Below are 22792 nucleotides of genomic sequence, written 5' to 3'. Positions count from 1 at the left end.
CGAAGCCTCAGCGACTCTCGTCAGCCGCGGCCAATGTGGCGTGCGCCGCATCGCGCCAGGCCGGCTCTGCGGCCTCGGCGCGCCGTACTGCCCTTTCGGCCGCCGTGCGGGCGCCGGCGCGATCGCCCGCGGCCAGGCGCAGCCGGGCGAGGTTGTTCCAGGCCACGGCACTGTCGTGGCGCTCGGCGACGGCGGCAAAGGCGGCCTGGGCGCCGGCCGCATCGCCGGCCGCGTTCAGCGTGTTGCCCAGGCCTATGCCGGCCAGCAGATTGGCCGGCCAGCGCGCCAGCAGGCTGCGATAGGCCAGGGCTGCGCGAGCCGGCGGCGCCGCGCGCTCGAAGCCGATGGCGGCCTCCAGCGCGTCGGCCTCGGTGGCGGTGGCCGGCAGGCGCTCCGGCGGCAGCACGGCGATGGCCCAGCGGCCGCCGCGCGCCCAGGTGTATTCGAAGGTCCGCAGCGGGAGCGTCGCCCTTTGCGTGTCGCCGCTGCGCAGCACGACTTCACGCTCGGCCAGGTCATAGCCGACGACGACGGCGTAGTGCCAGCGCGGCAGCCAGTCCAGGCCGAGGTTCTGCAGCACGACGACGGCCTGGCCGGCCGCGACCTCGCGCAGCACGGCCTCCAGTTCGCGCGGCAGCCGCGTTGCGACGGCGCCCTGGCGGCGCGCCCCGCCCAGCATCTCCAGTTGCAGGCTGCCCCCGCGCGAGGGCAGGAAGACGGCATCGGCCAGGCGGTCGGGATCCGCGGGCAGGCCGATGTCGGCCAGCACCGTCGCCAGCGCGGCGGGGCCGCAATGGTCGCGCGTCTGCGGGAAGAAGGGCACCTCGGCGCGCTCCGCCCGCGGCGGCAGATCCGGGGGCGGACTGGCCTGCAGGGCGGCCGTCTGCGGCGGCGTGAAGAAGGCCGCGCAGCCGCTCAGCAGCAGCGCGGCGACGGCCGCGGCGGCACGGGCGATCAACGCACCGAGCGCGTGAACGGGAAGACCTTGGTCAGGCCCAGGATGTCGGTCACCAGCAGGATGATGAAGATGGTGAACAGCACGCCGACGACGTCGCTGCTGCCGGCCGGGGCCTGGTCGATCTGGGTCAGCATCTGCTGGGCTTCGGCATCCGTCAGCGCGTTCACCCGTGCACGCAGTTCGTCCGTGGACACGCCGCGCGCCTGCAGCATCGTGGCCAGGTCGTCGCGGTCCAGGGCGGCCTGCAGGCGTGCATGGGCTTCGCTGCGTGGCGCCGGCTGCATTGCCGCCGCGGCTTGCTCGGTGCTGATCAGCGCGGTCGGTGCCGCCTGCGCGATGCCGCTGAAGACCAGGGAGGCGATGAGGATGGAAGAAAGGACGCGCCGTGCTGTGTTCATGTCGGTCTCCTGCGGTGGGAGTCGGTGTGGGATGGGCCGAAATGCTAGGGCGCGCACCGGCCCGCATCGCCGCGCCGTGCCCAGGTCGCGGCCTCGTCCTACACGCTTCGTCGCGCTCCCGCATCACGTAAACTCGCGCCCCGATGCGGGTGTAGTTCAATGGTAGAACTTCAGCTTCCCAAGCTGACGAAGTGGGTTTGCTCAAGGACAGCCGGTGGCTGTCCTTGGACGGCGCGCGGCGCCGGGCCGAGTACAAGCGAGGCCGAGGAATCGGTCCGGCCGATTCCGAGCATTCCCATCTGACGCAGCCGCTACGTGGCCTCGCTTTCGGCGTGACTTCGAGTTGGCGGGCTCGAGCCTCCTCGTCACGTAAACTCGCGCCCCAATGCGGGTGTAGTTCAATGGTAGAACTTCAGCTTCCCAAGCTGACTACGTGGGTTCGATTCCCATCACCCGCTCCAAATGCAGACGGCCCCATTCGGGGCCGTTCGCATTTGGATTGGGCTCTTGGGAGGAGAACCCACCCGGGTTCGCTCAAGGACAGCCAGTGGCAGTCCTTGGACATGCCTGCGGCACGGGCCCGCAGGGCCGAGGGATCGGTCCGACCGATCCCGAGCATTCCCATCCACCGTCAGCCCTCAACCCAACTCACCCTCCCCCTCCCCGCCGCCTTCGCCAGATACAGCGCCTTGTCCGCCGCCTCCACCAGCCCCTGTCCCTGCGCTCCCGCCGACACCCCCAGGCTGATCGTCACGCAGCCTTCGACGCCCGGATGCGGCAGCGACAGCGCCCTCACCGTGTCCTCCATCAATTGCGCCACGCCAATGGCGCCCGCCAGATCGGTATCCGGCAGCAGGCAGACGAACTCCTCGCCTCCGTAGCGGGCCAGCAGATCGGTCGGCCGCCTCAGGCAGGCCCTCAAGGCCCCGGCGACGCGGCGCAGGCAGTCGTCCCCCGCCAGATGCCCCAGCGCATCGTTGTAGCGCTTGAAGTGGTCGACATCCGCCAGCACGATGGCCAGTGCCGAGCGCGTGCGCTGAGCCCGCCGTGTCTCCGCAATGAAGCGCTCGTCGAAATGCCGCCGGTTGTGCACGCCGGTCAGCCCGTCGACGAAGGCCAGCTCGCGCAGCAGGTCCGCCTGGGCCTTCAAGGTCAGCTGGGTGCGCACGCGCGCCCTCACGACGGTCGGGTTGAAGGGCTTGGTGATGAAGTCGGCCGCGCCGGCGTCCAGGGCGCGGGTCTCGTCCTCGGGCTGGTCCTGCGCGGTCACGAAGATGACGGCGATGCTGCGCAGCAGCGGGTCGGCCTTGAGCTCGGCGCAGAGCTGGTGGCCATCCATGCCGGGCATCTGCACGTCCAGCAGCACGAGGTCGGGCTGGCGGTCGCGGCACAGCTGCAGGGCGCGATTGCCGTCGGTGGCCATCAGCACCTGGCAGTCGCTGGCGAAGACGCGGTGCAGGGCCTGGATGTTGACCGGCTGGTCGTCGACCAGCAGCAGGCGCGGCCGCCGGCCGGGCGGCGCGTGGCCCGGCATCAGCGGGGGCCGGTCGGGCAGGGAGAGTTGCATCATGTTCTGGCCTCCAGCGTCGTGCGCAGGCGGTGGCACAGCGTCAGCGCGGTGCCGAAGTCCAGGGCCTCCATGGCCGCATCGAGGGCGGTGGCGGTGTCTTCGTCGGCCGCATGCCGCAGCGGCTCGCGCAGGCCCTGGTGGACGTCCAGCGCCTCAAGGTCAGCGCCATCCAGCAGCTCGGCCAGCTTGTCGAGGCGCTGGGGCAGGCTGTCCGGCGGACCGGGGCGATCCTGCTCGGCGTGATGGTCATGCAGGGCTTGGCGGGCATGCAGATCGGCGGCGAGGCGGTCCAGGGCCGCGAGGTCGGCTTGACGGCGTTCGAGAAAGCGGCGGCGCCAGTCTTCATCGGGTTGCGCGGCATGCTCACCCTCGGCGGCCAGGGCGGCCAATTCACCCGCACCCAGCATGGCGGCCAGGCCGCGATAGCCGTGCAGTCCGCGGGTGGCGGCGCGGCCGCCTTCGGCCAGGGCCTGGGCGAGCTTGCGGTCCTGTTCGTGCAGGGCGCCCAGGGTGCGTTCGAAGAGCTCGACGCGGCCCGACATGCGCGCCAGGGCCTCGGCCAGGGCAATGCCGGCGCGGCCGGCGTCGGCCAGCAGTGTGGGCGGCAGATCGGAGGCGGCGGCCTTGGGCTCGACGGCCGCCGCGCCGCAGCGCCGCCTCAGCACGGCGACCAACATGTCAGGATCGAAGGGCTTGCCGATGTGTTCGTCCATGCCGGCTTCCAGGCAGGCTTGGCGTTCGGCGTCCAGGGCGCCGGCGGTCATGGCGATGACGGGCAGGGTCAGGCCGAGCTGGCGGCGGATCAGCCGCGTGGCCGTGGTGCCGTCCATGACGGGCATCTGCACGTCCATCAGCACGGCATCGAAGCCGCGCCGGCCGCGCGTGCGGGCCAGCAGGGTCAGGGCTTGCTGGCCGTCACCGGCCAGACTGACCTCGGCACCCTCGAGCTCGAGCAGTTCCCGCGTGACCTGTTGGTTGCCGGGGTTGTCCTCGACGACGAGCAGGTGCAGGCCGGCCAGCCGCTGCGGCGGTGGCTCGGGCGGGGCGCCGTCGCTGCAGCGCGCCTGGATGGCCGCGGCGACGGCCTGGCTCAGCATGGCCGCGGTGATGGGCTTGACGAGGAAGCCGTCCAGCAGGGCCTGCTCGGCCGCGCTGCGCTGGGCCAGGCGCTCGCGGTCATGGCTGGTGACCATCAGGATCAGGGGCTCGTGACCGAGGCGCTGGCGCAGGCGCACGGCGGTCTGCCAGCCGTCCATGCCGGGCATGACCCAGTCGAGCAGCACGACCTCCGGCGTGCCGGCTTCGATGAGTTCGAGGGCCTCCGCGCCGCCGGCCGCCAGCCGGACTTGCCAGCCCAGCGATTGCGCCAGCACGCCGATGACGCGGCGGGCCTCGGGATGGTCGTCGATGACCAGGGCGCGCAAGGCCTGGCGCGGTGTCGGGACGGGATCCTCGGCGGGCAGGGGGAAGCTCAGCGAGAAGCTGAAGCGGCTGCCGACGCCCGGGGTGCTGTCGACGTGGATGTCGCCGCCCATCAGCCGCACGAGGCGGCGGCTGATCGCCAGGCCCAGGCCGGTGCCACCGAAGCGCCGCGCGGTGGAGGCCTCGGCCTGGGCGAAGCCGCTGAAGATACGCTGCTGCTGCTCGGCCGGGATGCCGATGCCGGTGTCGCGGACGGCAAAGTCCAGCACGACGCTGTGGGCGCCCTGCGAGCTGCGCGCGATGCTGAGCACGACCTCGCCGGCCTGCGTGAACTTGACGGCGTTGCCGGCCAGGTTGATGAGGACCTGCTGCAGGCGCAGGGCATCGGCGACGATGACGGGTGGCAGGTCGGGGTCCAGGTCGAACAGCAGCTCCAACTCGCGCTTGTCGACGTTGGCGGCCAGGATGACGGAGAGGTCGCGCAGCAGTTCGTCCAGCCGCGTGGGATGCGGGTCCAGGCCGAGGTGGCCGGCCTCGATCTTGGAGAAGTCCAGGATGTCGTTGAGCAGGCCGAGCAGGCCGCGGGCCGCCCCTTCGCTCTTGACGGCGTAGTCGCGCTGACGGGCGTCCAGAGGCGTCTTCTGCAGCAGGCGCAGCATGCCGAGCACGGCATTCATCGGCGTGCGGATCTCGTGGCTCATATTGGCCAGGAAGCGTGTCTTGGCCTGCGACGCGCGCTCGGCGGCCAGCCGCGCCTGGGCCTGCGGCGTCAGGTCCAGCACCGTCAGCACCAGGCCGCCGTCCGGGAGCGGGGCGGTGCGGGCCTCGATGAGGCGATCGCCGGTGCGATAGGTCTCGAGGCGGTTGGCGCGCTGGTCGCGGCCCAGGGCCAAGGCGGCGTCGACCGAGGCGCGCGCCTGTTCGCCCTGGCCGTAGTCGCCGCGGGCGGCGAAGAAGAGGATGAGGTCGTCGAAGCGCAGCGGCGGCTCTTCGAAGAGGGAGGCCGGCACATTGAGCAGGCGCTCGAACTCGGCGTTGTGAACCAGCAGGCGGCGTTCGGCGTCGAAGACGGCGAGGCCGCAGGGCAGGTGGGCGATGACCTCGCGGACGAGCGGGCTGGCGGGACGGCTCGAAGGGCTCGCGTCTCCAGGACCGGCCCGAGGCTGGGCGTCACCGCCAGCTTGCATGTCCCACGCCATGACTCCCCCGCGCCGCTGTTGCCCGGCCAGCAATGCCGGGCGCTTCGAGTCTAGGACCGCCCGCCGGGCTGGCGCCGCCGGGTCGCTACAAGAAGTTACAGGTTTGCCCTAGGGCGCTTTCGGGACGCCTGGCAGGGGTGATTTCACTCGCGCACGATGCGTCCCGGCGCTGCCTCGTCCAGGGCCTTGGGGTTGTGGCTCAGCATGTCGACGAGCGCATCGATATCGGTGCCCAGCACGGCACGGTCGCGGCCATGCTTGAAGCCCCCCTGTTCATCGCCGCCTTCGGACAGGAAGTTGTTGACGACGACGCGATAGTCCCGCGTGCGGTTCAGCGGCTGGCCGTCGACGAGGACTTCACCGAGCTGGGGCACGCCATCCATTCCCTTGCGCCAGCGGTAGCGCAGCGTCGACGAGGGCTGCAGCATGCGGGGCGAGGCGTCGCCCTTGGGCAGTTGGCGCTGCAGGATGTCCCAGAGCTGCTGGCCGGTCAGGGTCAGCGCGACGATGTCGTTGCCGAAGGGCTGGATGGCGAGCAGATCGCTCATGGTCGTCGGCTTGCCCGGCTCCACCACCAGCTCGGCGCGGATGCCGCCCTGGTTGATGAAGGCGACGTCGGCGGGCCCCTGCTTGCGGGCGTAGGCGAGCTGGCTGTCGGCAATCAGGTTGCCCAGGACGGCATCGCCATGCGGGTCCTTGGGAAAGCGGCTGGCGCCGCGAGCCAGGGTGGCGACCGGCTTGTTGCGGGCTTTCTCGGTCAGCGCGGCGGCCTGGGCCACCAGTGCGGCCAAAGCGGCGTTCGGCGCATAGGCTGACTGCAGCACCGGATGGTTGACGGCCTGCGCGGCTATCACCTTGCCGGCTGCATCGAACTTGAGATGGCTCTCCGTGATCCAGCCGCCATAGCTGCCGGCCTGCACGACGAGGCGGCCGTCGATCTTGCAGGTGTAGGCCTGGTGGGTATGGCCGCCGATGATGATGGCGTAGGCGGGGTCCAGGCGCTTGGCGATGTCCTGCACCCGGCCGGTCAGCGTCGGGCAGGCATAGGTCGGGTCGTTGGCGCCGGCGCCCTGGCCCTGCACGCCGCCTTCGTGCATGACCGCCACCAGCACCTGGGCGCCTTCGGCCTTGAGCTGGGGCACCAGGGCGTTCAGCGTGTCGGCCTCGTCGGCGAAGCGGATGCCCTTGATGGCACGGGCGACGATGACGTGCGGCGTCTCCAGCGTCGCCACCCCGGCGATCGCGACCTTGAGCGCGCCGGCCTGCTTGAGCACATGGGTGGGCAGCAGAGGCTTGCCGCTGCTCGCGTCCAGCACATTGGCGCCGAGATAGGGGAAACCGGGACCCTTGAAGCCCGGCCACAGGCATTCCGTTGGCGCGCATTCGCCGCGGGCCTTGCGCAGCAGTTCCGGCAGGCCGGCGTCCAGTTCGTGGTTGCCCAGGGCGCTCGCCGAAATGCCCAGTTCGGACATGGCCGCGAGGGTCGGTTCGTCGCGCAGCAGGCTGGAGATCAGGGGCGACGCCCCGATCAGGTCGCCACCGGCGACCACCAGGGCATCCGGGTTCCTGGCCTTCAGCTGGGCCAGGGCCGTTGACAGATAGGCCACGCCGCCGGCCGGCTGGGGCCTGACCTCGCCGCTGACCGGATCGGGCAGGCGCGGCATCAGCGGCGTCGGCTTGGCCGGCTGGATATTGCCGTGGAAGTCGTTGATGGACAGCAGCGTCAGCTCTGTCGGGACGGACGGCTGCTGGGTAGCGCAGCCGGCAAGCACGGCGCCAAGGATGAGGCCGGCACCGAGTCGGAAGGAGGGGATCAGGTCCATGACGAAGCTGTTGGAGGAGGCTGGGATCTGGAAGGTCGGTTTGTAGCGCGAGTTTGTCGCGGTTTCGCTACATCGCGGCAGCTCCGGCTCTAGGTTTACATTCCAGTAAAGATTGCACCAAATAGGTGCAAACTTGGTCGATTTCGAGCGTTTTGCTGCCGTATTGCCCAAGCCACCGGGCCCGAAACCGGGTCAATGTCGCCGGCAGGCGACGCACTGTCGCAGTGCCTGACGCCGGGGGAGAGTGTCTGAAACGGGCCACTTCTGACTTACCCGTAAAGTTCTGTCACAGAAAGTCATGACAATTCCGTCACCGTAGCGGCCGCGCCCTTTTTGGCGCCGCAAACGCGACAGCGGTGAGCGCTTCATGACGCTTCCGTGACGACTTTCGACACATCAGCCGCGTGCCTGCCGCGCGCACAACAGGAGTGATTGGGATGAGCAACAGGTTTGGGTCCGGATTCCCGCTGTCGGCGCTGTGCGCCGCCGTGGCCATCGTGGCCGCCGCGCCGGCAATGGCGCAGAACACGACGGCCGCCATCGGTGGCCAGGTCATTGGCGCTGACGGCAAGCCGATGGGCGGTGCCACCGTGACCATCGTGCACCGCGAATCGGGCTCGACCAACACGCTCACGACGGATGCCGACGGCCGCTTCTCGGCTCGCGGCTTGCGCGTCGGCGGTCCCTACACCCTGACTGCGGTCAAGGGTAGCGACAGGGAGGTTCAGAACGACATTTATCTGGCGCTGGCCGAGACGCTGAATCTCGAAATCCGCGTGCGTGGCTCCAACGTGCTCGAGACGGTCGTGCTGACCGGCAGCTCCAGCGGTGGTGCAGCCAAGTTTGATGGCAGCGCCATGGGCGCCGGCACCAGCATCGGCAAGCAGGAACTCGCCGCCTACGCCTCCATCTCGCGCAGCCTGCAGGACTACGCCCGTAACGACCCGCGCGTCGCCCAGTCCGACAAGGGCAACGGCGAAATCTCCGTGGCCGGCCAGAACGGTCGCTTCAACACCGTCACGGTCGACGGCGTGAAGATCAACGACACCTTCGGCCTGGAGCTGAACGGCCTGCCGATGCTGAAGCAGCCGATCTCCATCGACGCCATCCAGGCCGTGCAGGTCAACGTCTCCAACTACGACGTGACTCAGCAAGGCTACACCGGCGCCAACATCAACGCCGTCACCAAGTCTGGTACCAACGAGTTCACCGGCAGCGTCTACTACGTCTACCGCGACGAGAAGCTGACGGGCGACCGCTATGACCGCCAGCGCAACGTCACCTTCCGCACGCCGGGCTTCTACGAGAAGATGTACGGCTTCACGGCCGGCGGCCCCATCATCAAGGACAAGCTGTTCTTCTTCGCCGGCTATGAAGAGCTGCGCAGCAGCCGCACGTCGCCGGCCTTCGGCCCGATCGGCACGGACAGCGTCAACGTGGGCATCACGCAGGCCCAGGTCCAATCGGCCATCGATCTGGCCAAGAACAAGTACAGCATGGACGTCGGCAGCCTGTCGACGCCGCAGGGTGTCGAGCTGGTCGCCAAGGACACGCTGCTGAAGCTGGACTGGAACGTCACGGACAACCACAAGGTCAACCTCCGCTACACCAAGTCAGAAGAAAGCAACCCGGTCTTCCCCAACTTCACCAACCTGCAGCTGTCGCTGTCGTCGAACTGGTACAGCCAGGTCAAGACGCTGGAGACCCTGGTGGGCCAATGGTTCGCTGACTGGACCGACAACTTCTCCACCGAATTCAAGATCTCGCAGCGCGACTACAAGAGCGATCCGAAGAACAACAGCGACCTGCCGCAGGTCGCCCTGACCTGGACGACGACCTCCCCGCCCGGCACGGCCTCCGGTAGCCGTACCCTGTTCATGGGTACGGAAATGAGCCGTCATTTCAACAGCCTGCACACCAAGACCACCAACGGCTACTTTGCGGGCAACCTGTTCCTGGACAACCACGAGATCAAGGCGGGCGCCGACGTCGAGCGCAACCAGATCTTCAACGCCTTCCTGCAGAACACCAAGGGCGTCTACACGTTCAGCGGCGCGGATCCAATTGACCTTTGGAACAAGGGTGTGCCGACCGCCTACCAAGTGCAACAGCCCTTGGCCGGCAACACGCTGCAGGACGGCGCTGCGAACTGGACGCTGAGCAATATCGGCCTGTTCGCGCAGGACACCTGGAAGATCAGCAAGAAGCTGAACATCGTCGCCGGCCTGCGCGTCGACGTTCTGAAGACGGACGACAAGCCCAAGTTCAACGCGCTCGCTTCCGGCCCGACGACCATCGGTGCCACTGGTCGCCAGGCCGGTGGTTTCGGCTATGACAACAGCTACACGCTGGATGGCCAGAAGATCGTGCAGCCGCGCTTCGGCTTCAACTACCAGTTCGATCCGGCCGACAATCGCAAGACGCAACTGCGTGGTGGCGTGGGCCTGTTCATGGGCTCGGCAGCCTCGGTCTGGCTGACCAACCCCTACCAGAACACCGGCGTCACGACGGCCAACTTCAACTGCGGCAGCGGCGCGACGCCTTGCGCGACGGCTGGTGCTCCGGCAACGCCGGGCGGTTCGGGCACGCCGATCCAGTTCTCGGGCAACCCGAACTCCCAGCCGACCCTGTCTGGTTCACCGCCGGCCGCCAACGTCGACTTCATCGCTCCGGGCGTGAAGCAGCCGACGGTCTGGAAGATGAACCTGGCCCTGGACAAGGAACTGCCCTGGTACGGCCTGGTGGCTGGCGTCGAATGGCTGCACACCGAGGTCGACAAGGGCCTGTACTACAACTACCTGAACCTCGGCCCGGTCACGTCCACCTCACCGGTGGATGGCCGTGAGATGTACTACAACGCCCAAGGCCGCAGCCCGCTCTGCTACGCAGGCAACAACGACTCCAGTCCGACCAACTGCGGCCGCCTGGTGAAGGCGCTGAACAACCCCAACTTCAACAACGTCACCGTGTTGAAGAACAGCAGCAAGGGCGACGGCGACGTGCTGACCCTGTCGTTGAACAGCCCCAACCGTAGCGGCCTGGGCTGGGGCGTGGCTTACACCTATACCCGCGCCACGGAAGTCAGCGGCCTGACCTCGTCGACCGCCAACTCCGGCTGGCTGAACCGCGCCGTCTTCAACCCGAACGAAGAAGTGGCGGCCAACTCGGCCTCCCTGATCCGCAACCGCGTCACGGGTAACGTGAACTGGGCCAAGGCCTTCTTCGGCAAGTACAAGACGACCTTCGGCATGTTCTACGAGGGCCGTACCGGCCACTCCTACAGCTGGACGTTCAACAACGACGTCAACGGCGACGGCGTTGCCGGCAACGACCTGCTCTACATCCCGAAGGGCCAGGGCTCCGGCGAAGTCATCTTCCGCTTGCCCAACACCACGGGTGCCACTTTCGCCAATCAGGCTGCGATCGACACGTACACGGCCACGACTTCGGCCGCCGCGGAAGCCAAGTTCTGGTCCATCGTGGACGCCAACCCGGGTCTGCGCAATTCCAAGGGCAAGGTGGTCGGCCGCAATTCGTCCTTCTCGCCCTTCGTGAACAGCTTCGACGTGCGCGTCAGCCAGGAAGTCCCCGGCTTCTTCGGCAACAACAAGGGCACGCTGACGCTGGACATCCTGAACTTCGGCAACCTGATCAACAAGCGTTGGGGCCGTATCGATGAAGTCGGCTTCGGCACTGGCGGCGCGACCCGTCGCTGGATCAACTACGCCGGTATCGATCCCTCCACCGGCAAGATGGTTTACTCCGTCAACGATCCGGGCGACTACACGACCAAGCAGAACCGCGGCGAGTCCCAGTGGGCCATGCAGCTCACGGCCAAGTACGAGTTCTAAGCAGCAAAGAGCAAGAAAAGCAGGACCGCCTTATCGGTCCTGCCAAAAGCAAGGGGCCCCAAAAGGGCCCCTTTTTGTTGGCTGCGGTGGTGCGCTACTTCTGGATGTCGCCCAGGCAGAGGTATTTCACCTCCACATAGTCCTCGATGCCCTGGCGGCCGCCCTCGCGGCCCAGGCCCGATTGCTTGACGCCGCCAAACGGCACCTCGGCCGTCGAGATCAGGCCGGTGTTGATGCCCACCATGCCGTATTCCAGCGCCTCGCCGACGCGGAAGATGCGGCCGATGTCGCGGCTGTAGAAATAGCTGGCCAGGCCGAACTCGGTCGAGTTGGCCAGGCGGATAGCGTCCTCTTCGGTCTGGAACTTGAAGATGGGCGCCACCGGGCCGAAGGTCTCCTCGCGCGAGCACAGCATCTGCGGCGTGGCGTCGGCGAGCAGCGTGGGCTCGAAGAAGTTGCCGCCTGCCGTCTCGATGCGCTTGCCGCCGGTCAGCAGCTTGGCGCCCAGGGCAATGGCGTCGGCGACATGGGTCTCGACCTTCTGCAGCGCGGCGTCGTCGATCAGCGGGCCGACATTGACGCCGGCCTCGAAGCCATTGCCGGTCTTCAGCGCCCCGACCTTGGCGGCGAACTTCTCCAGGAAGGCGTCGTAGACACCCGCCTGCACATAGATGCGGTTGGCACAGACGCAGGTCTGGCCGGCGTTGCGGTATTTGCTGGCGATGGCGCCCTCCACGGCCGAGTCCAGGTCGGCGTCGTCGAAGACGATGAAGGGCGCGTTGCCGCCCAGCTCCAGACTGAGCTTCTTGATGGACGGCGCGCACTGCTTCATCAGGATGCGGCCGACCTCGGTGGAGCCGGTGAAGGACAGATGGCGCACGACGTCGCTCTCGCACAGCACTTGGCCGATCTCGATGGATTGCTGTGAGTCGGCCGTCAGCACGTTCAGCACGCCGGCCGGCATGCCGGCCTGCTGGGCCAGCTCGGCGGTGGCCAGGGCCGTCAGCGGCGTCGCCTCGGCCGGCTTGATGATGACGGTGCAGCCGGCGGCCAGGGCCGGCGCGACCTTGCGGGTGATCATGGCCAGCGGGAAGTTCCACGGCGTGATGGCGGCGCAGACGCCGACGGCCTGCTTGATGACCAGATAGCGCTTGGTCGGGTCGGTCGTCGGGATGGTTTCGCCGTAGACGCGCTTGCCTTCCTCGGCAAACCAGTCGAGGAAGCTGGCCCCGTAGACCACCTCACCGCGGGCCTCGGCCAGCGGCTTGCCCTGCTCGGCCGTCATCAGCCGGGCCAGGTCGTCGGCGTGCTTGACCAGCAGCTGCTGCCAGCGCACCAGCACGGCGGCGCGTTCCTTGGCCGGCTTGGAGCGCCAGGCGTTCAACGCGTTGGCAGCAGCGGCAATGGCCGAGTCGGCGTCGGCGCGGCCCAGGTTGGGCACCTGGGCCAGTTCGCGGCCGGTGGCGGGGTCGGTCACGGCAAAGCTGGCCGGGCCGTCCACCCAATTGCCGTTGATCAGGGCCTGGGTGCGCAGCAATCCGGGGTTTTCTAGCGTTTCCAGGGGGGAATTCGCGTCCATCAGGGGCTTCTCCAGTCGTATTGACGCCCACTCTACCCGTGGGACGTAAAGCCCTCTCTCTACAATCGCCCCTCTTTGTCACTGACCTTTTCCAGGAAGCCCCCGGGATGAAAGCCGCCGAGATCCGCCAGACCTTTCTGAAGTTCTTCGAGTCGAAAGGCCACCAGATCGTCGCCTCCAGCCCGGTCGTCCCGGGCGACGACCCGACGCTGCTGTTCACCAACGCGGGCATGAACCAGTTCAAGGACGTCTTCTTGGGCTTCGACAAGCGCGCCTACACGCGCGCGACGACCAGCCAGAAGTGCATCCGTGCCGGCGGCAAGCACAACGACCTGGACAACGTCGGCTACACGGCCCGCCATCACACCTTTTTCGAGATGCTGGGCAACTTCTCGTTCGGTGACTACTTCAAGCATGACGCCATTTCCTACGCCTGGGAGCTGCTGACGGTCAACTTCGGCCTGCCCAAGGACAAGCTCTGGGTCACCGTCTACGAAGAGGACGACGAGGCCTACGAGATCTGGAACAAGGTCGTTGGCGTGCCCGCCGAGCGCATCGTGCGCATCGGCGACAACAAGGGCGCGCGCTACATGTCCGACAACTTCTGGATGATGGGCGACACCGGCCCTTGCGGCCCCTGCACCGAGATCTTCTATGACCACGGTCCGGACGTGGCTGGCGGCCCCCCGGGCTCGGCCGAGCAGGACGGCGACCGCTACATCGAGATCTGGAACAACGTCTTCATGCAATTCAACCGCACTGAAGACGGCGTCATGCACAAGCTGCCCAAGCCCTCGGTGGACACCGGCATGGGCCTGGAGCGCCTGGCCGCGGTGCTGCAGCATGTGCACTCCAACTATGAGATCGACACCTTCGTCAACCTGCTGGCTGCTGCCAAGTCGGCGGTCGATGCGGCCGGTGGTGGCGACTGCGATGCCACCAGCCCGTCGCTGAAGGTCATCGCCGACCACATCCGCGCCTGCTCGTTCACCATCGTCGACGGCGTCATCCCCGGCAATGCCGGCCGTGGCTATGTGCTGCGCCGCATCGCCCGCCGCGCCATCCGCCACGGCTACAAGCTGGGCGCTCGTACCCCCTTCTTCCACAAGCTGGTGGCGGCTCTCTCCGCCGAGATGGGCGACGCCTATCCAGAGCTGCGTCAGGCTCAAGGGCGCGTGACCGACGTGCTGAAGCAGGAGGAAGAGCGCTTCTTCCAGACCATCGCCACCGGCATGGAAATCCTGGAAAGCGCGCTGGCCAAGGGCGGCAACGTCGACGGCGACACCGCCTTCAAGCTGCACGACACCTATGGCTTCCCGGTCGACCTGACCGCCGACGTCTGCCGCGAGCGCGGCGTGACGGTGGACGAGGCCCGCTTCAACGAATTGCTGGAAGAGCAGAAGAACCGCGCCCGCGCCGCCGGCAAGTTCAAGATGGCCCAGGGCCTGGCCTACAGCGGCGCGGCCACCGAGTTCCACGGCTACGAGCACTTGGTGTGCGAGCACAGCAAGGTCACGGCCATCTATGTCGACGGCGCCCAGGTCAACGAGGCCCAGGCCGGTGACGACGCCGTCATCGTGCTGGACCACACCCCCTTCTACGCCGAGAGCGGCGGCCAGGTCGGCGACGCCGGTGAGCTGCGCAACGGCACGACCCGCGTCGTCGTGGCCGACACGCTGAAGATCCAGGCCGACGTGTTCGGCCACCACGGTCAGGTCGTCGAAGGTACGGTCAAGGTGGGTGATGTCTTCGTCGCCCGCGTGGACGCCGAGCGCCGCGCCAGGACCGTGCGCAACCACAGCGCCACCCATCTGATGCACAAGGCCCTGCGCGAGGTGCTGGGCGCCCATGTGCAGCAGAAGGGCTCGCTGGTGAATGCCGAGCGCACCCGCTTCGACTTCGCGCACAACGCGCCGGTGACCGCTGAAGAGATCCGCGAGATCGAGGCCCTGGTCAATGCCGAGATTCTCGGCAACGCCGGCGCCAAGGCCCAGGTCATGGCCCTGGACGACGCGCAGAAGTCGGGCGCCATGATGCTGTTCGGCGAGAAGTACGGCGAGACCGTGCGCGTGCTGAGCATCGGCTCGTCCAAGGAACTCTGCGGCGGCACCCACGTGAAGGCGACGGGCGACATCGGCCTGTTCAAGATCGTGGCCGAGTCCGGCGTTGCAGCCGGCATCCGCCGTGTCGAAGCCGTCACCGGCGACAACGCCCTGGCCTATCTGCAGTCGCTCGAGACGACGGTGCAGGGCGCGGCCATGACGCTGAAGACCTCGCCGCATGAGCTGGGCGCCCGCCTGCACGCCGTGCTGGACCAGATCAAGTCGCTGGAGAAGGAGCTCACGGCGGCCAAGAGCAAGCTGGCTTCCGCCCAGGGTGATGAGTTGCTGGCTCAGGCCGTCGACGTCAAGGGCCTCAAGGTGCTGGCTGCCAAGCTCGAGGGCGCCGACGCCAAGACCCTGCGCGAGACCATGGACAAGCTCAAGGACAAGCTGAAGACGGCGGCCATCGTGCTGGCGGCGGTCGACGGCGACAAGGTCCAGCTGGCCGCGGGCGTGACCGCCGACAGCATTGGCAAGGTCAAGGCCGGTGAACTGGTCAACTTCGTCGCCCAGCAGGTCGGTGGCAAGGGCGGCGGCAAGCCTGACCTGGCCATGGCGGGTGGCACCCAGCCGGCCGGAGTGGCGGCCGCGCTGCAGAGCGTGGCGGGCTGGGTGGCCGAGCGCGTCTGATCGACGCTTCGACCCGCACTGAACAAGGCCCGCGCATCGCGGGCCTTTTTTCTTGGGTCGGCAACCGACCATACCGGCGATCGTGCGTTTCGTCGGCCGGCGCTGGCATGCAGGGAGGGCGCCGACAACACTGCGCGGCCCTCCAACCTTCCCCATGCCTCAAGGGGGCGGTCCTGCGTCGTCGCGTCGAGCTGCGGGATCGGTGTGTCCCAACCGAAGAAACCACCGAGATGAACCACAGACTCTGCTTGATCGCCCTGGCCGTTTGCGCCGCCTCATCCTTGGTCATCGCAGCCGATGCGCCCCAGCTGTCCGCGTCGGCAGCAGCCCAGGCCGCGCCCGCCCTTGGCCTGCAGGCCCGCCTCGAAGCCAGCGTGGGCGGCAAGGTGCCGGCCATGGGCGCCGTGTCGATACGCCATGGCCAGGTGACGGAGCTGGCGGTCGCCGGCCTGCGCGCCAAGGCCGGGGCCGAAGCGGTTCAGCGCGGCGACGTCTGGCATCTCGGCTCCAACGGCAAGGCCATGACGGCCACGATGGTCGCGCGACTGGTGGAGCGGGGCGTGTTGTCATGGGATGCTCCGCTGAGTCAGTTGCTGCCCGAGCTGGCCAACGACATGCAGCCCGCCTACCGCGATGTCACCCTGCGCGACCTGCTCGCGCACCAGGCGGGCCTGCAAGCGGACATCGACGAATCCTGGATGGCCGTCTTCTACGACGACAAGCGCCCCTTGCACGAGCAGCGTCTGGCCTTTGCCCGCATCGCGCTGGCGCAGGCCCCGGCTTTTGCGCGCGGGGCCGGCGACGGTTACTCGAACTCGGGGGTGCTGGTCGCCGGCCTGGTGGCCGAGCGCGCCACCGGTCTGTCCTACGAGGTCTTGATGCAACGCGAGCTGTTCGAGCCGCTGGGGCTGCGCAGCGCGGGGTTTGGCGCCACCCATCGCGGCCAGCCCCTGGGGCACAAGGCGGGCGAGCCCGTCGAGGGCATGGAGGCGGACAACCCCGCCGTCATCGCGCCGGCCGGAGGCATCTTCATGTCGCTGGAGGACTGGGCCAGGTTCGCCGTCGACCAGATGGCCGGCGAGCAGGGCCGCGGCAAGCTGCTGAAGGCGCCAACCTACCGCCTGCTGCACCAGCCGGCGCGTGAAGGCGGCAAGTTCGCGCTCGGTTGGCGGGCGCAGGGCAGCATGGCCGGGGTGACCGCCCGCCACCTCGCCCACACCGGCAGCAACGGGGCCTGGTTCGCCCTCATCGTGCTGAAGCCGGACAGCGAAGACGCCGTGCTGGTGGCCAGCAATGCCAGCGAAGACGTCAATGCCGACAAGGCCGTCCGTGCGGTGGCCATCGCCACCCTCAAGGCCATGGCGCCCTAGGCGGGCGTCAACAGCAGCGCGCCGGGCTCAGAAGGTTTCCCAGTCGCCTTCCTCGGTCGCCGGCGCTGGCGCCGGGGCGGTGCGAGGCGCGCTGATGGGCGCGGGCTTGGCGGCCGGCGGGGCGGGGCGGGATGCCGCTGCCTTGGGCGCAGACATTGCGGTCTTGGGTGCGGCCTTGGGTACGGGCTTGGGCGCAGCCTTGGGTGCCAAGCCGGGCGCGGGTGCCGGCCGCGGTGCCGAGACTCGATGCGACTCGCCCCCGGCGACGCGGAAGACGGCGACCGCCTCGACCAGGCGCTGGGCCTGTTCCTTCAGGCTCTCGGCAGCGGCGGCGGACTCTTCCACCAGCGCGGCGTTCTGCTGCGTCATCTGGTCGAGCTGCACGACCGAGGTGTTGACCGAGTTGATGCCTTCGCTCTGCTCGGTGGCGGCCGAGCTGATCTCGCCGATGATGTCCTGCACGCGCTGCACGCTGGAGACGATCTCGCCCATGGTCGTGCCGGCGGTCTGCACCAGGCGGGCGCCGTTCTCGACGCGCTCGACGCTGTTGCCGATCAGGGCCTTGATCTCCTTGGCCGCTTCGGCGCTGCGGCCGGCCAGGGAGCGCACTTCACCGGCCACGACCGCGAAGCCGCGGCCCTGTTCGCCGGCGCGCGCGGCTTCCACCGCGGCATTCAGCGCCAGGATATTGGTCTGGAAGGCGATGCCGTCGATGGTGCCGATGATGTCGGAGATCTTCTTGCTGGCCGCGTTGATCTCGTCCATGGTCGTGACGACCTGGCCAACGACCTCGCCGCCGCGCGTCGCCGCCGACACGGCGGACTGCACCAGCTGGTTGGCGGTGCGGGCCGAATCGGCCGTCTGGCGCACGGTGCCGGTCAGCTCGCTCATCGACGAGGCGGCGTTCTGCAGATTGCTGGCCGTCTGCTCGGTGCGCTGGCTGAGGTCCAGGTTGCCGGTCGCGATCTCGGTGCTGGCGGTGCCGATGCTGTCGACCGAGTTGCGCACCGTGCCAATGGTGGAAGCCAGGCGCTGGCGCATGCTTTCGGTGTCCTGGATCAGCGAGCCGATCTCGTCGTTGCGCGTGCTGCTGACCGACTGCGTCAGGTCGCCGTCGGCAATCGCGCCGACCGCCTTCTGCAGCGAGGCCAGGGGCTGGGCCACCCAGCGGCGCATCATCCACAGCAGGCCGAAGCCCAGGCCCGCGGCCGTCAGGGCCAGGGCGCCCCAGAAGAACCACAGCGTGGCGCGGCCGGCGGCCTGGGCCTCGCTGCGCGAGACCTGGGCCACGACCCAGTAGCCGGTCTTGTCGCTCTTGCGGGCGACGGCGAAGTTGTCGCTCATGCCGTTGCCCAGCACATCGGGCACGTCGTCCAGCACGACAGTGCTTTCCTTTTGCTCGGCCAGCGTCTTCTCGAAGCCGGGAGCCACGCTGGAAAGCAGCTTGCCCTTGGCCGTCGGATGGGCCGCGAGTTGAGCCTTGGATGGGTCCTTGGGCACGGCCACGATATAGGTGCCGCCATGCTCGAAGAACTTGGCGCTGCCGGCCATGCGGTCCATGGCCTGTTCGAAGGAATCCAGGTCGTAGCCGACGAAGAGGATGCCGACCACCTTGCCGGCATCGCTCTTGATCGGCTCGTAATGCGTCATGTAGGCGCGCCCGAACAGCATGGCGCGGCCGGTGTAGGACTTGCCGGCCTTGATGGCCGCGTAGGCGGCGCCCTGGCGGTCCAGCAGGGTGCCCATGGCGCGCTCGCCCTTCTCGTTCTTCAGCGAGGTGGTGATGCGCTCGAAGTCGTCGCCCTTGGCCGCGAAGACGGTGGCCACGCCGCCGTTGACGGCGGCGAACTTGTCGACCTGGGTGAAGTTGCCGTTGAGCTTGGGGCCCCAGTCGCGCAGGTCGCCGGTGGCTTCGTCCAGCGTGAAGCTGGGGCCGAAGTCCTGGCGGAAGGAGCCGAAGCTGCGCTGGGTCTGCTTGGCGGCGACGTCGTCCATGGCCTGCATGGCGTCGACCAGGGAAGCGGCCTTGTCGCCGACCCAGGTCTGCACCTGCTCATTGGCCGAACGCTTGAGCAGCGCGCCGACGATGAGGCTGACGACCAGCAGCACGCCCGCGACGGCGACGGCGCCGGTCACTGACACCTGGCGGGCAATGGAGTTGATGGGCTGACTCATGCAAATCTCCAGAAGCAAGCAAAGCGCTGCCAACCCCGACTCATGGCCGAGGTGCGCGAACGGGAATCAGGGCTCGGTGATCAGGCGGCGACGGCCGCATCCATCAGGCCCATCTCGGCGCTGCTCATCAGGCCTTCGATGTCCATCAGGATCAGCATGCGATCGCCGACCGAGCCGATGCCGGTGATGAAGCTGGTGTCCACCGACGCCGAGCTCAGCTCGGGTGCCGGCTTGATCGCGTCGCGGCTCAGTTCCAGCACGTCGGAGACCGAGTCCACGACGGCACCAACGACGCGATTCTTCACGTTCAGCACGATGACGACCGTGAAGCTGTTGTACTCGGCCGTCGCGCAATTCAGCTTGAGGCGCAGGTCGACGATGGGCACGATGACGCCGCGCAGGTTGACGACGCCCTTGATGAAGTCCGGCGCATTGGCGATGCGCGTGGGCTGCTCGTAGGAACGGATCTCCTGCACTTTCAGGATGTCGATGCCGTATTCCTCGGAGCCGAGGCGGAAGGTCAGGTATTCGCCGCTCTTGGGGCCGTGGGCCTTGGTAGTGACGGCGCCTTGTTGGCGCAGGGCAGGGACGTTGGCTTCCATGCAGACCTCTCCTAGTTGTGGTGGGTTAGTGGCGCGAGCGGCGCACCAGGCTGCCGACGTCCAGGATCAGCGCCACGCGGCCGTCGCCCATGATGGTGGCGCCCGACACGTCGTTGACCTTGCGGTAATTGGCTTCGAGGTTTTTGACGACGACCTGCTGCTGGCCGAGCAGCTCGTCCACCAGCAGGGCGACGCGGCCGCCTTCGGCCTCCACGACGACCATGATGGAGCTGACATGCTCGAAGTCGAAGCGCGGCACGTCGAAGACCTTCTCGAGCTCGATGACGGGCATGTACTCGTCACGCACCTCGACGACGCGGCCGGAGCCGGCGACGGTCTTGATGGTGTCGGACTGCACCTGGAAGGATTCGACGACCGAGGACAGGGGCAGGATGTAGCACTCGTCGCCGACGCCCACGCTCATGCCGTCCATGATGGCCAGCGTCAGCGGCAGGCGCACGGACACCTTCATGCCGTAGCCTTCGGCGGAGTCGATCTCGACCGTGCCGCCCAGGGACGTGATGTTCTTCTTGACCACGTCCATGCCGACGCCGCGGCCGGACACGTCGGTGACCTGCTCGGCGGTAGAGAAGCCCGGCGCGAAGATCAGGTTCCAGCATTCGGCGTCGGTCATGCTGTCCGGCGCGTCGATGCCCTTCTCGCGGGCCTTCTTGATGAGCTTCTCGCGGTTCAGGCCGCGGCCGTCGTCGCGCACCTCGATGACGATGCTGCCGCCCTGATGGGAGGCGACCAGCGTGATCGTGCCCTGCTCGGGCTTGCCGCGGGCGAGGCGGTCCTCGGGCATCTCGATGCCGTGGTCGCAGCTGTTGCGCACCAGGTGGGTCAGCGGGTCGGTGATCTTCTCGACCAGGCTCTTGTCCAGCTCGGTGGCTTCACCTTGCGTGACCAGCTCGACCTTCTTGCCGAGCTTGGCGGCCAGGTCGCGCAGCATGCGCGGGAAACGGTTGAACACCGTCGACATCGGAATCATCCGGATCGACATGACCGATTCCTGCAGGTCGCGCGTGTTGCGCTCCAGGTCGGCCAGGCCCGAGGTCAGCTGCTGATAGAGCGCCGGATCGAGCTCGCGGCTGTTCTGGGCCAGCATGGCCTGGGTGATGACGAGCTCGCCCACCAGGTTGATGAGCTGGTCGACCTTTTCAATCGACACGCGCAGCGTGGTCTGGTCCATGCCGCCGGCGGCCGGCTTGGCCTCGGTCTTGGCCGGCGTGGCGGCGCGGGCCGGCACGATGGCGGCGGTCGGGGCCGGAGCCGCTGCGGCCGCCGCTTCGACGGCAGGCACGCCCGGGGCGTCATCGAAGAAGCCATAGCCGGGGTCGCTGGACGGCGCCTCGGCCGGCGGTGCTCCGGGCGCCCCGTCATAGAAGCCGAAGCCGGGGCCGAGCGGAATCAGCTTGACCTGCTCGCGGGCGACGTGGAAGGTGAACAGGTCCAGCAGGTCGTTGTCGGTGGAGCTGGTCAGGATCTTGAAGCGGCGCATGCCGTCCGAGCTCTGGCCGGCGTCCAGCGGCTCGATGTTGCCGAGGTCGGTGATTTCCTTGAACAGCTCGACGAGGTTGTCGGCCAGGCTCAGGTCGGTCAGCGGGCCGACCTGCAGCTCCAGCAGGCGCGTGCCCGGCTTGGCGGCCGTGGCGGCGGGGGCGGGAGCAGCGGTCTTGGGCGCCGGCGCGGCGGCCACGGGGGCCGGTGCGGCAACCGGTGCAGCGCCGCCCTCGACGAAGGCCTTGATATTGGTCAGCAGATCGGTCGTGTCGACCGGGTCGGCGCCCGAACCCTGGTGGCGGCCGAGCTGGGCGCGCAGGGCGTCGCCCGACTGCAGCAGCACGTCCACCATGGCGGCATTGGGCTGCAGCTCGTGGCGGCGCAGCTTGTCCAGCAGCGTCTCCATCTGGTGGGTCAGCTCGGCGACGTCGCTGAAGCCGAAGGTCGCCGCGCCCCCCTTGATGGAGTGGGCGCAGCGGAAGATGGCGTTCAGCTCTTCGTCGTCGGCCGCTTCGACATTCACATTGAGCAGCAACTGCTCCATGTTGTCGAGGTTCTCGCCAGCCTCCTCGAAGAAGACCTGGTAGAACTGGCTGAGGTCGATGCCGGCACTGATGCTGGCGCCTTCTGAGGTCATGTCACCCATGGCTGGTGCTCCCCTGACTTGGTCTTCAGCGGATGACCTTGCCGATCACCTCGATCAGCTTGGCCGGGTCGAAGGGCTTGACCAGCCAGCCGGTGGCGCCGGCGGCACGGCCCGCCTGCTTCATCGCGTCGCTGGACTCGGTGGTCAGGATGAGGATGGGCGTGGTCTTGAACTTGGGGTTCTCGCGCAGCTTCTTGGTCAGGCTGATGCCATCCATGCGCGGCATGTTCTGGTCGGTCAGCACGAGGTCGAAGTCGCGCTGGCCGGATTTTTCCCAGGCGTCCTGCCCGTCCACCGCTTCCACCACGTTGAAGCCGGCGTTCTTGAGCGTGAAGGCCACCATCTGGCGCATCGAGGCCGAGTCGTCGACAGCGAGGATTGAGTGCATTTAGTTTTCTCCGAGAGGACGTGTTGCCTGGGGGCTGAGATTGGCGGGGGGATTCAGAAGAGTTCGATGGAGCCGGCGTCCATCTCGTCCTGCGTGACCGGGTTGGGCCGCAGCGGCGCGATCTCGACGACGGCGGCGCCGTCCTCGTCATCCATGCCGAAGGTGTCGCGGGCGAGCTGGTCGGAACAATTGCGCAGGCGCTGGCTGGTGTGGGCGATCAACTGCGTCGCCATGTCCTGGAACTGCAGGGCGGTGATGGCACCGGCGATGTCCTGCATGATCTGCTTCAGGCCTTCGGAGGCCGACGTGCCGTCGCTGGCGCTGAGCAGCGTCATGGCCTGGTTGGAGGCACTGTAGAAATGGCTGGACAGGGCTTCGCCGGCGTCGTCCAGCAGGCGTTGCAGGCGCTCGAGGTCGTTGGTCACCGTCATCAGGTGATCCTGCAGTTCCGCGGCCGCCAGCAGCGGCATGGCGGCCACGGCTCCATCGAATTCAGCGGCGGTGGAAGGTTCTGTCTGCATCGTGTCTCCGCGAGGGGATGCTGCTTCTTTTTCCAAAGCCCTGTGAATACCCTCA

14 protein-coding genes and 2 tRNA genes are annotated in these 22792 nt (G+C 67.9%); 5 read left to right on the top strand and 11 right to left on the bottom strand.

All coding sequences use genetic code 11. The features are described 5' to 3' along the window. Positions 1 to 7: 7 nt before the first annotated feature. Positions 8 to 958, bottom strand: coding sequence for a PA2778 family cysteine peptidase (locus J2X20_RS07600; RefSeq protein ID WP_310263037.1), 951 nt, complete (start codon positions 956 to 958; stop codon positions 8 to 10). After that, positions 955 to 1356 carry a PA2779 family protein gene (locus tag J2X20_RS07595; RefSeq protein ID WP_310263036.1) on the bottom strand — a complete coding sequence of 134 codons (402 nt, stop codon included), beginning with the start codon at positions 1354 to 1356 and terminating at the stop codon, positions 955 to 957. Before J2X20_RS07595 ends, J2X20_RS07600 begins: the two co-directional genes overlap by 4 nt. A gap of 147 nt (positions 1357 to 1503) precedes the next feature. On the opposite strand from J2X20_RS07595, the gene J2X20_RS07590 reads away from it, so the two are divergent. Both J2X20_RS07590 and J2X20_RS07585 read left to right on the top strand, forming a co-directional pair. Continuing rightward, a tRNA-Gly gene (locus tag J2X20_RS07590) sits at positions 1504 to 1654 on the top strand. An 89-nt stretch (positions 1655 to 1743) separates the two neighbouring features. Further along, positions 1744 to 1817, top strand: a tRNA-Gly gene (locus tag J2X20_RS07585). Positions 1818 to 1987: 170 nt separating this feature from the next. Here the strand turns inward: J2X20_RS07585 and J2X20_RS07580 are convergent. The 3 genes from J2X20_RS07580 to J2X20_RS07570 all read right to left on the bottom strand — a co-directional run bounded on the left by J2X20_RS07580 (position 1988) and on the right by J2X20_RS07570 (position 7370). After that, entirely contained in the window at positions 1988 to 2926 is a 939-nt protein-coding gene (locus tag J2X20_RS07580) for a diguanylate cyclase (RefSeq protein WP_310263033.1), read from the bottom strand. After that, positions 2923 to 5535 (bottom strand): response regulator, encoded by a 2613-nt coding sequence (locus tag J2X20_RS07575; RefSeq protein WP_310263032.1) that lies wholly within the window; start codon positions 5533 to 5535, stop codon positions 2923 to 2925. Before J2X20_RS07575 ends, J2X20_RS07580 begins: the two co-directional genes overlap by 4 nt. Positions 5536 to 5690: 155 nt before the next feature. Beyond that, positions 5691 to 7370: a bifunctional metallophosphatase/5'-nucleotidase gene (locus J2X20_RS07570; protein WP_310263030.1), complete on the bottom strand. Its 1680-nt coding sequence runs from the start codon at positions 7368 to 7370 to the stop codon at positions 5691 to 5693. 437 nt (positions 7371 to 7807) lie between these two features. Here J2X20_RS07570 and J2X20_RS07565 point away from each other — a divergent pair, with 437 nt between their 5' ends. Continuing rightward, positions 7808 to 11221 (top strand): TonB-dependent receptor, encoded by a 3414-nt coding sequence (locus tag J2X20_RS07565; protein WP_310263029.1) that lies wholly within the window; start codon positions 7808 to 7810, stop codon positions 11219 to 11221. 94 nt (positions 11222 to 11315) lie between these two features. On the opposite strand, the gene J2X20_RS07560 is transcribed toward J2X20_RS07565, so the two are convergent. Then, the gene (locus tag J2X20_RS07560) at positions 11316 to 12800 is read right to left on the bottom strand and encodes an NAD-dependent succinate-semialdehyde dehydrogenase (protein WP_310263028.1); all 1485 of its coding nucleotides are present in this window, start codon (positions 12798 to 12800) and stop codon (positions 11316 to 11318) included. Between the two features lie 107 nt (positions 12801 to 12907). Between J2X20_RS07560 and alaS the strand changes: the two genes are divergently transcribed. Then, complete coding sequence (gene alaS, locus J2X20_RS07555) at positions 12908 to 15532, top strand: alanine--tRNA ligase (RefSeq protein ID WP_310263026.1); 2625 nt, start codon at positions 12908 to 12910, stop codon at positions 15530 to 15532. Positions 15533 to 15762: 230 nt separating this feature from the next. Then, the gene (locus tag J2X20_RS07550; protein ID WP_310263025.1) at positions 15763 to 16902 is read left to right on the top strand and encodes a serine hydrolase domain-containing protein; all 1140 of its coding nucleotides are present in this window, start codon (positions 15763 to 15765) and stop codon (positions 16900 to 16902) included. A 27-nt stretch (positions 16903 to 16929) separates the two neighbouring features. On the opposite strand, the gene J2X20_RS07545 is transcribed toward J2X20_RS07550, so the two are convergent. The 5 genes from J2X20_RS07545 to J2X20_RS07525 all read right to left on the bottom strand — a co-directional run bounded on the left by J2X20_RS07545 (position 16930) and on the right by J2X20_RS07525 (position 22737). Beyond that, complete coding sequence (locus J2X20_RS07545; RefSeq protein ID WP_310263023.1) at positions 16930 to 19077, bottom strand: methyl-accepting chemotaxis protein; 2148 nt, start codon at positions 19075 to 19077, stop codon at positions 16930 to 16932. 80 nt (positions 19078 to 19157) lie between these two features. Next, on the bottom strand, positions 19158 to 19679 hold the full coding sequence (locus J2X20_RS07540) for a chemotaxis protein CheW (protein WP_310263021.1): 522 nt from the start codon (positions 19677 to 19679) through the stop codon (positions 19158 to 19160). Between the two features lie 25 nt (positions 19680 to 19704). After that, positions 19705 to 21828: a chemotaxis protein CheA gene (locus J2X20_RS07535; protein ID WP_310263019.1), complete on the bottom strand. Its 2124-nt coding sequence runs from the start codon at positions 21826 to 21828 to the stop codon at positions 19705 to 19707. Positions 21829 to 21853: 25 nt separating this feature from the next. Further along, entirely contained in the window at positions 21854 to 22216 is a 363-nt protein-coding gene (locus tag J2X20_RS07530) for a response regulator (RefSeq protein WP_056199337.1), read from the bottom strand. A 53-nt stretch (positions 22217 to 22269) separates the two neighbouring features. Continuing rightward, positions 22270 to 22737 (bottom strand): hypothetical protein, encoded by a 468-nt coding sequence (locus tag J2X20_RS07525; RefSeq protein ID WP_310263014.1) that lies wholly within the window; start codon positions 22735 to 22737, stop codon positions 22270 to 22272. Between the last annotated feature and the right edge of the window lie 55 nt (positions 22738 to 22792).

This window comes from Roseateles saccharophilus, assembly GCF_031458095.1.
In the GTDB taxonomy this organism is placed as follows: Bacteria; Pseudomonadota; Gammaproteobacteria; order Burkholderiales; family Burkholderiaceae_C; genus Pelomonas; species Pelomonas saccharophila_A.
Note: the sequence above shows the minus strand (reverse complement) of the source record. Positions and strands in the feature narration are given on the sequence as shown.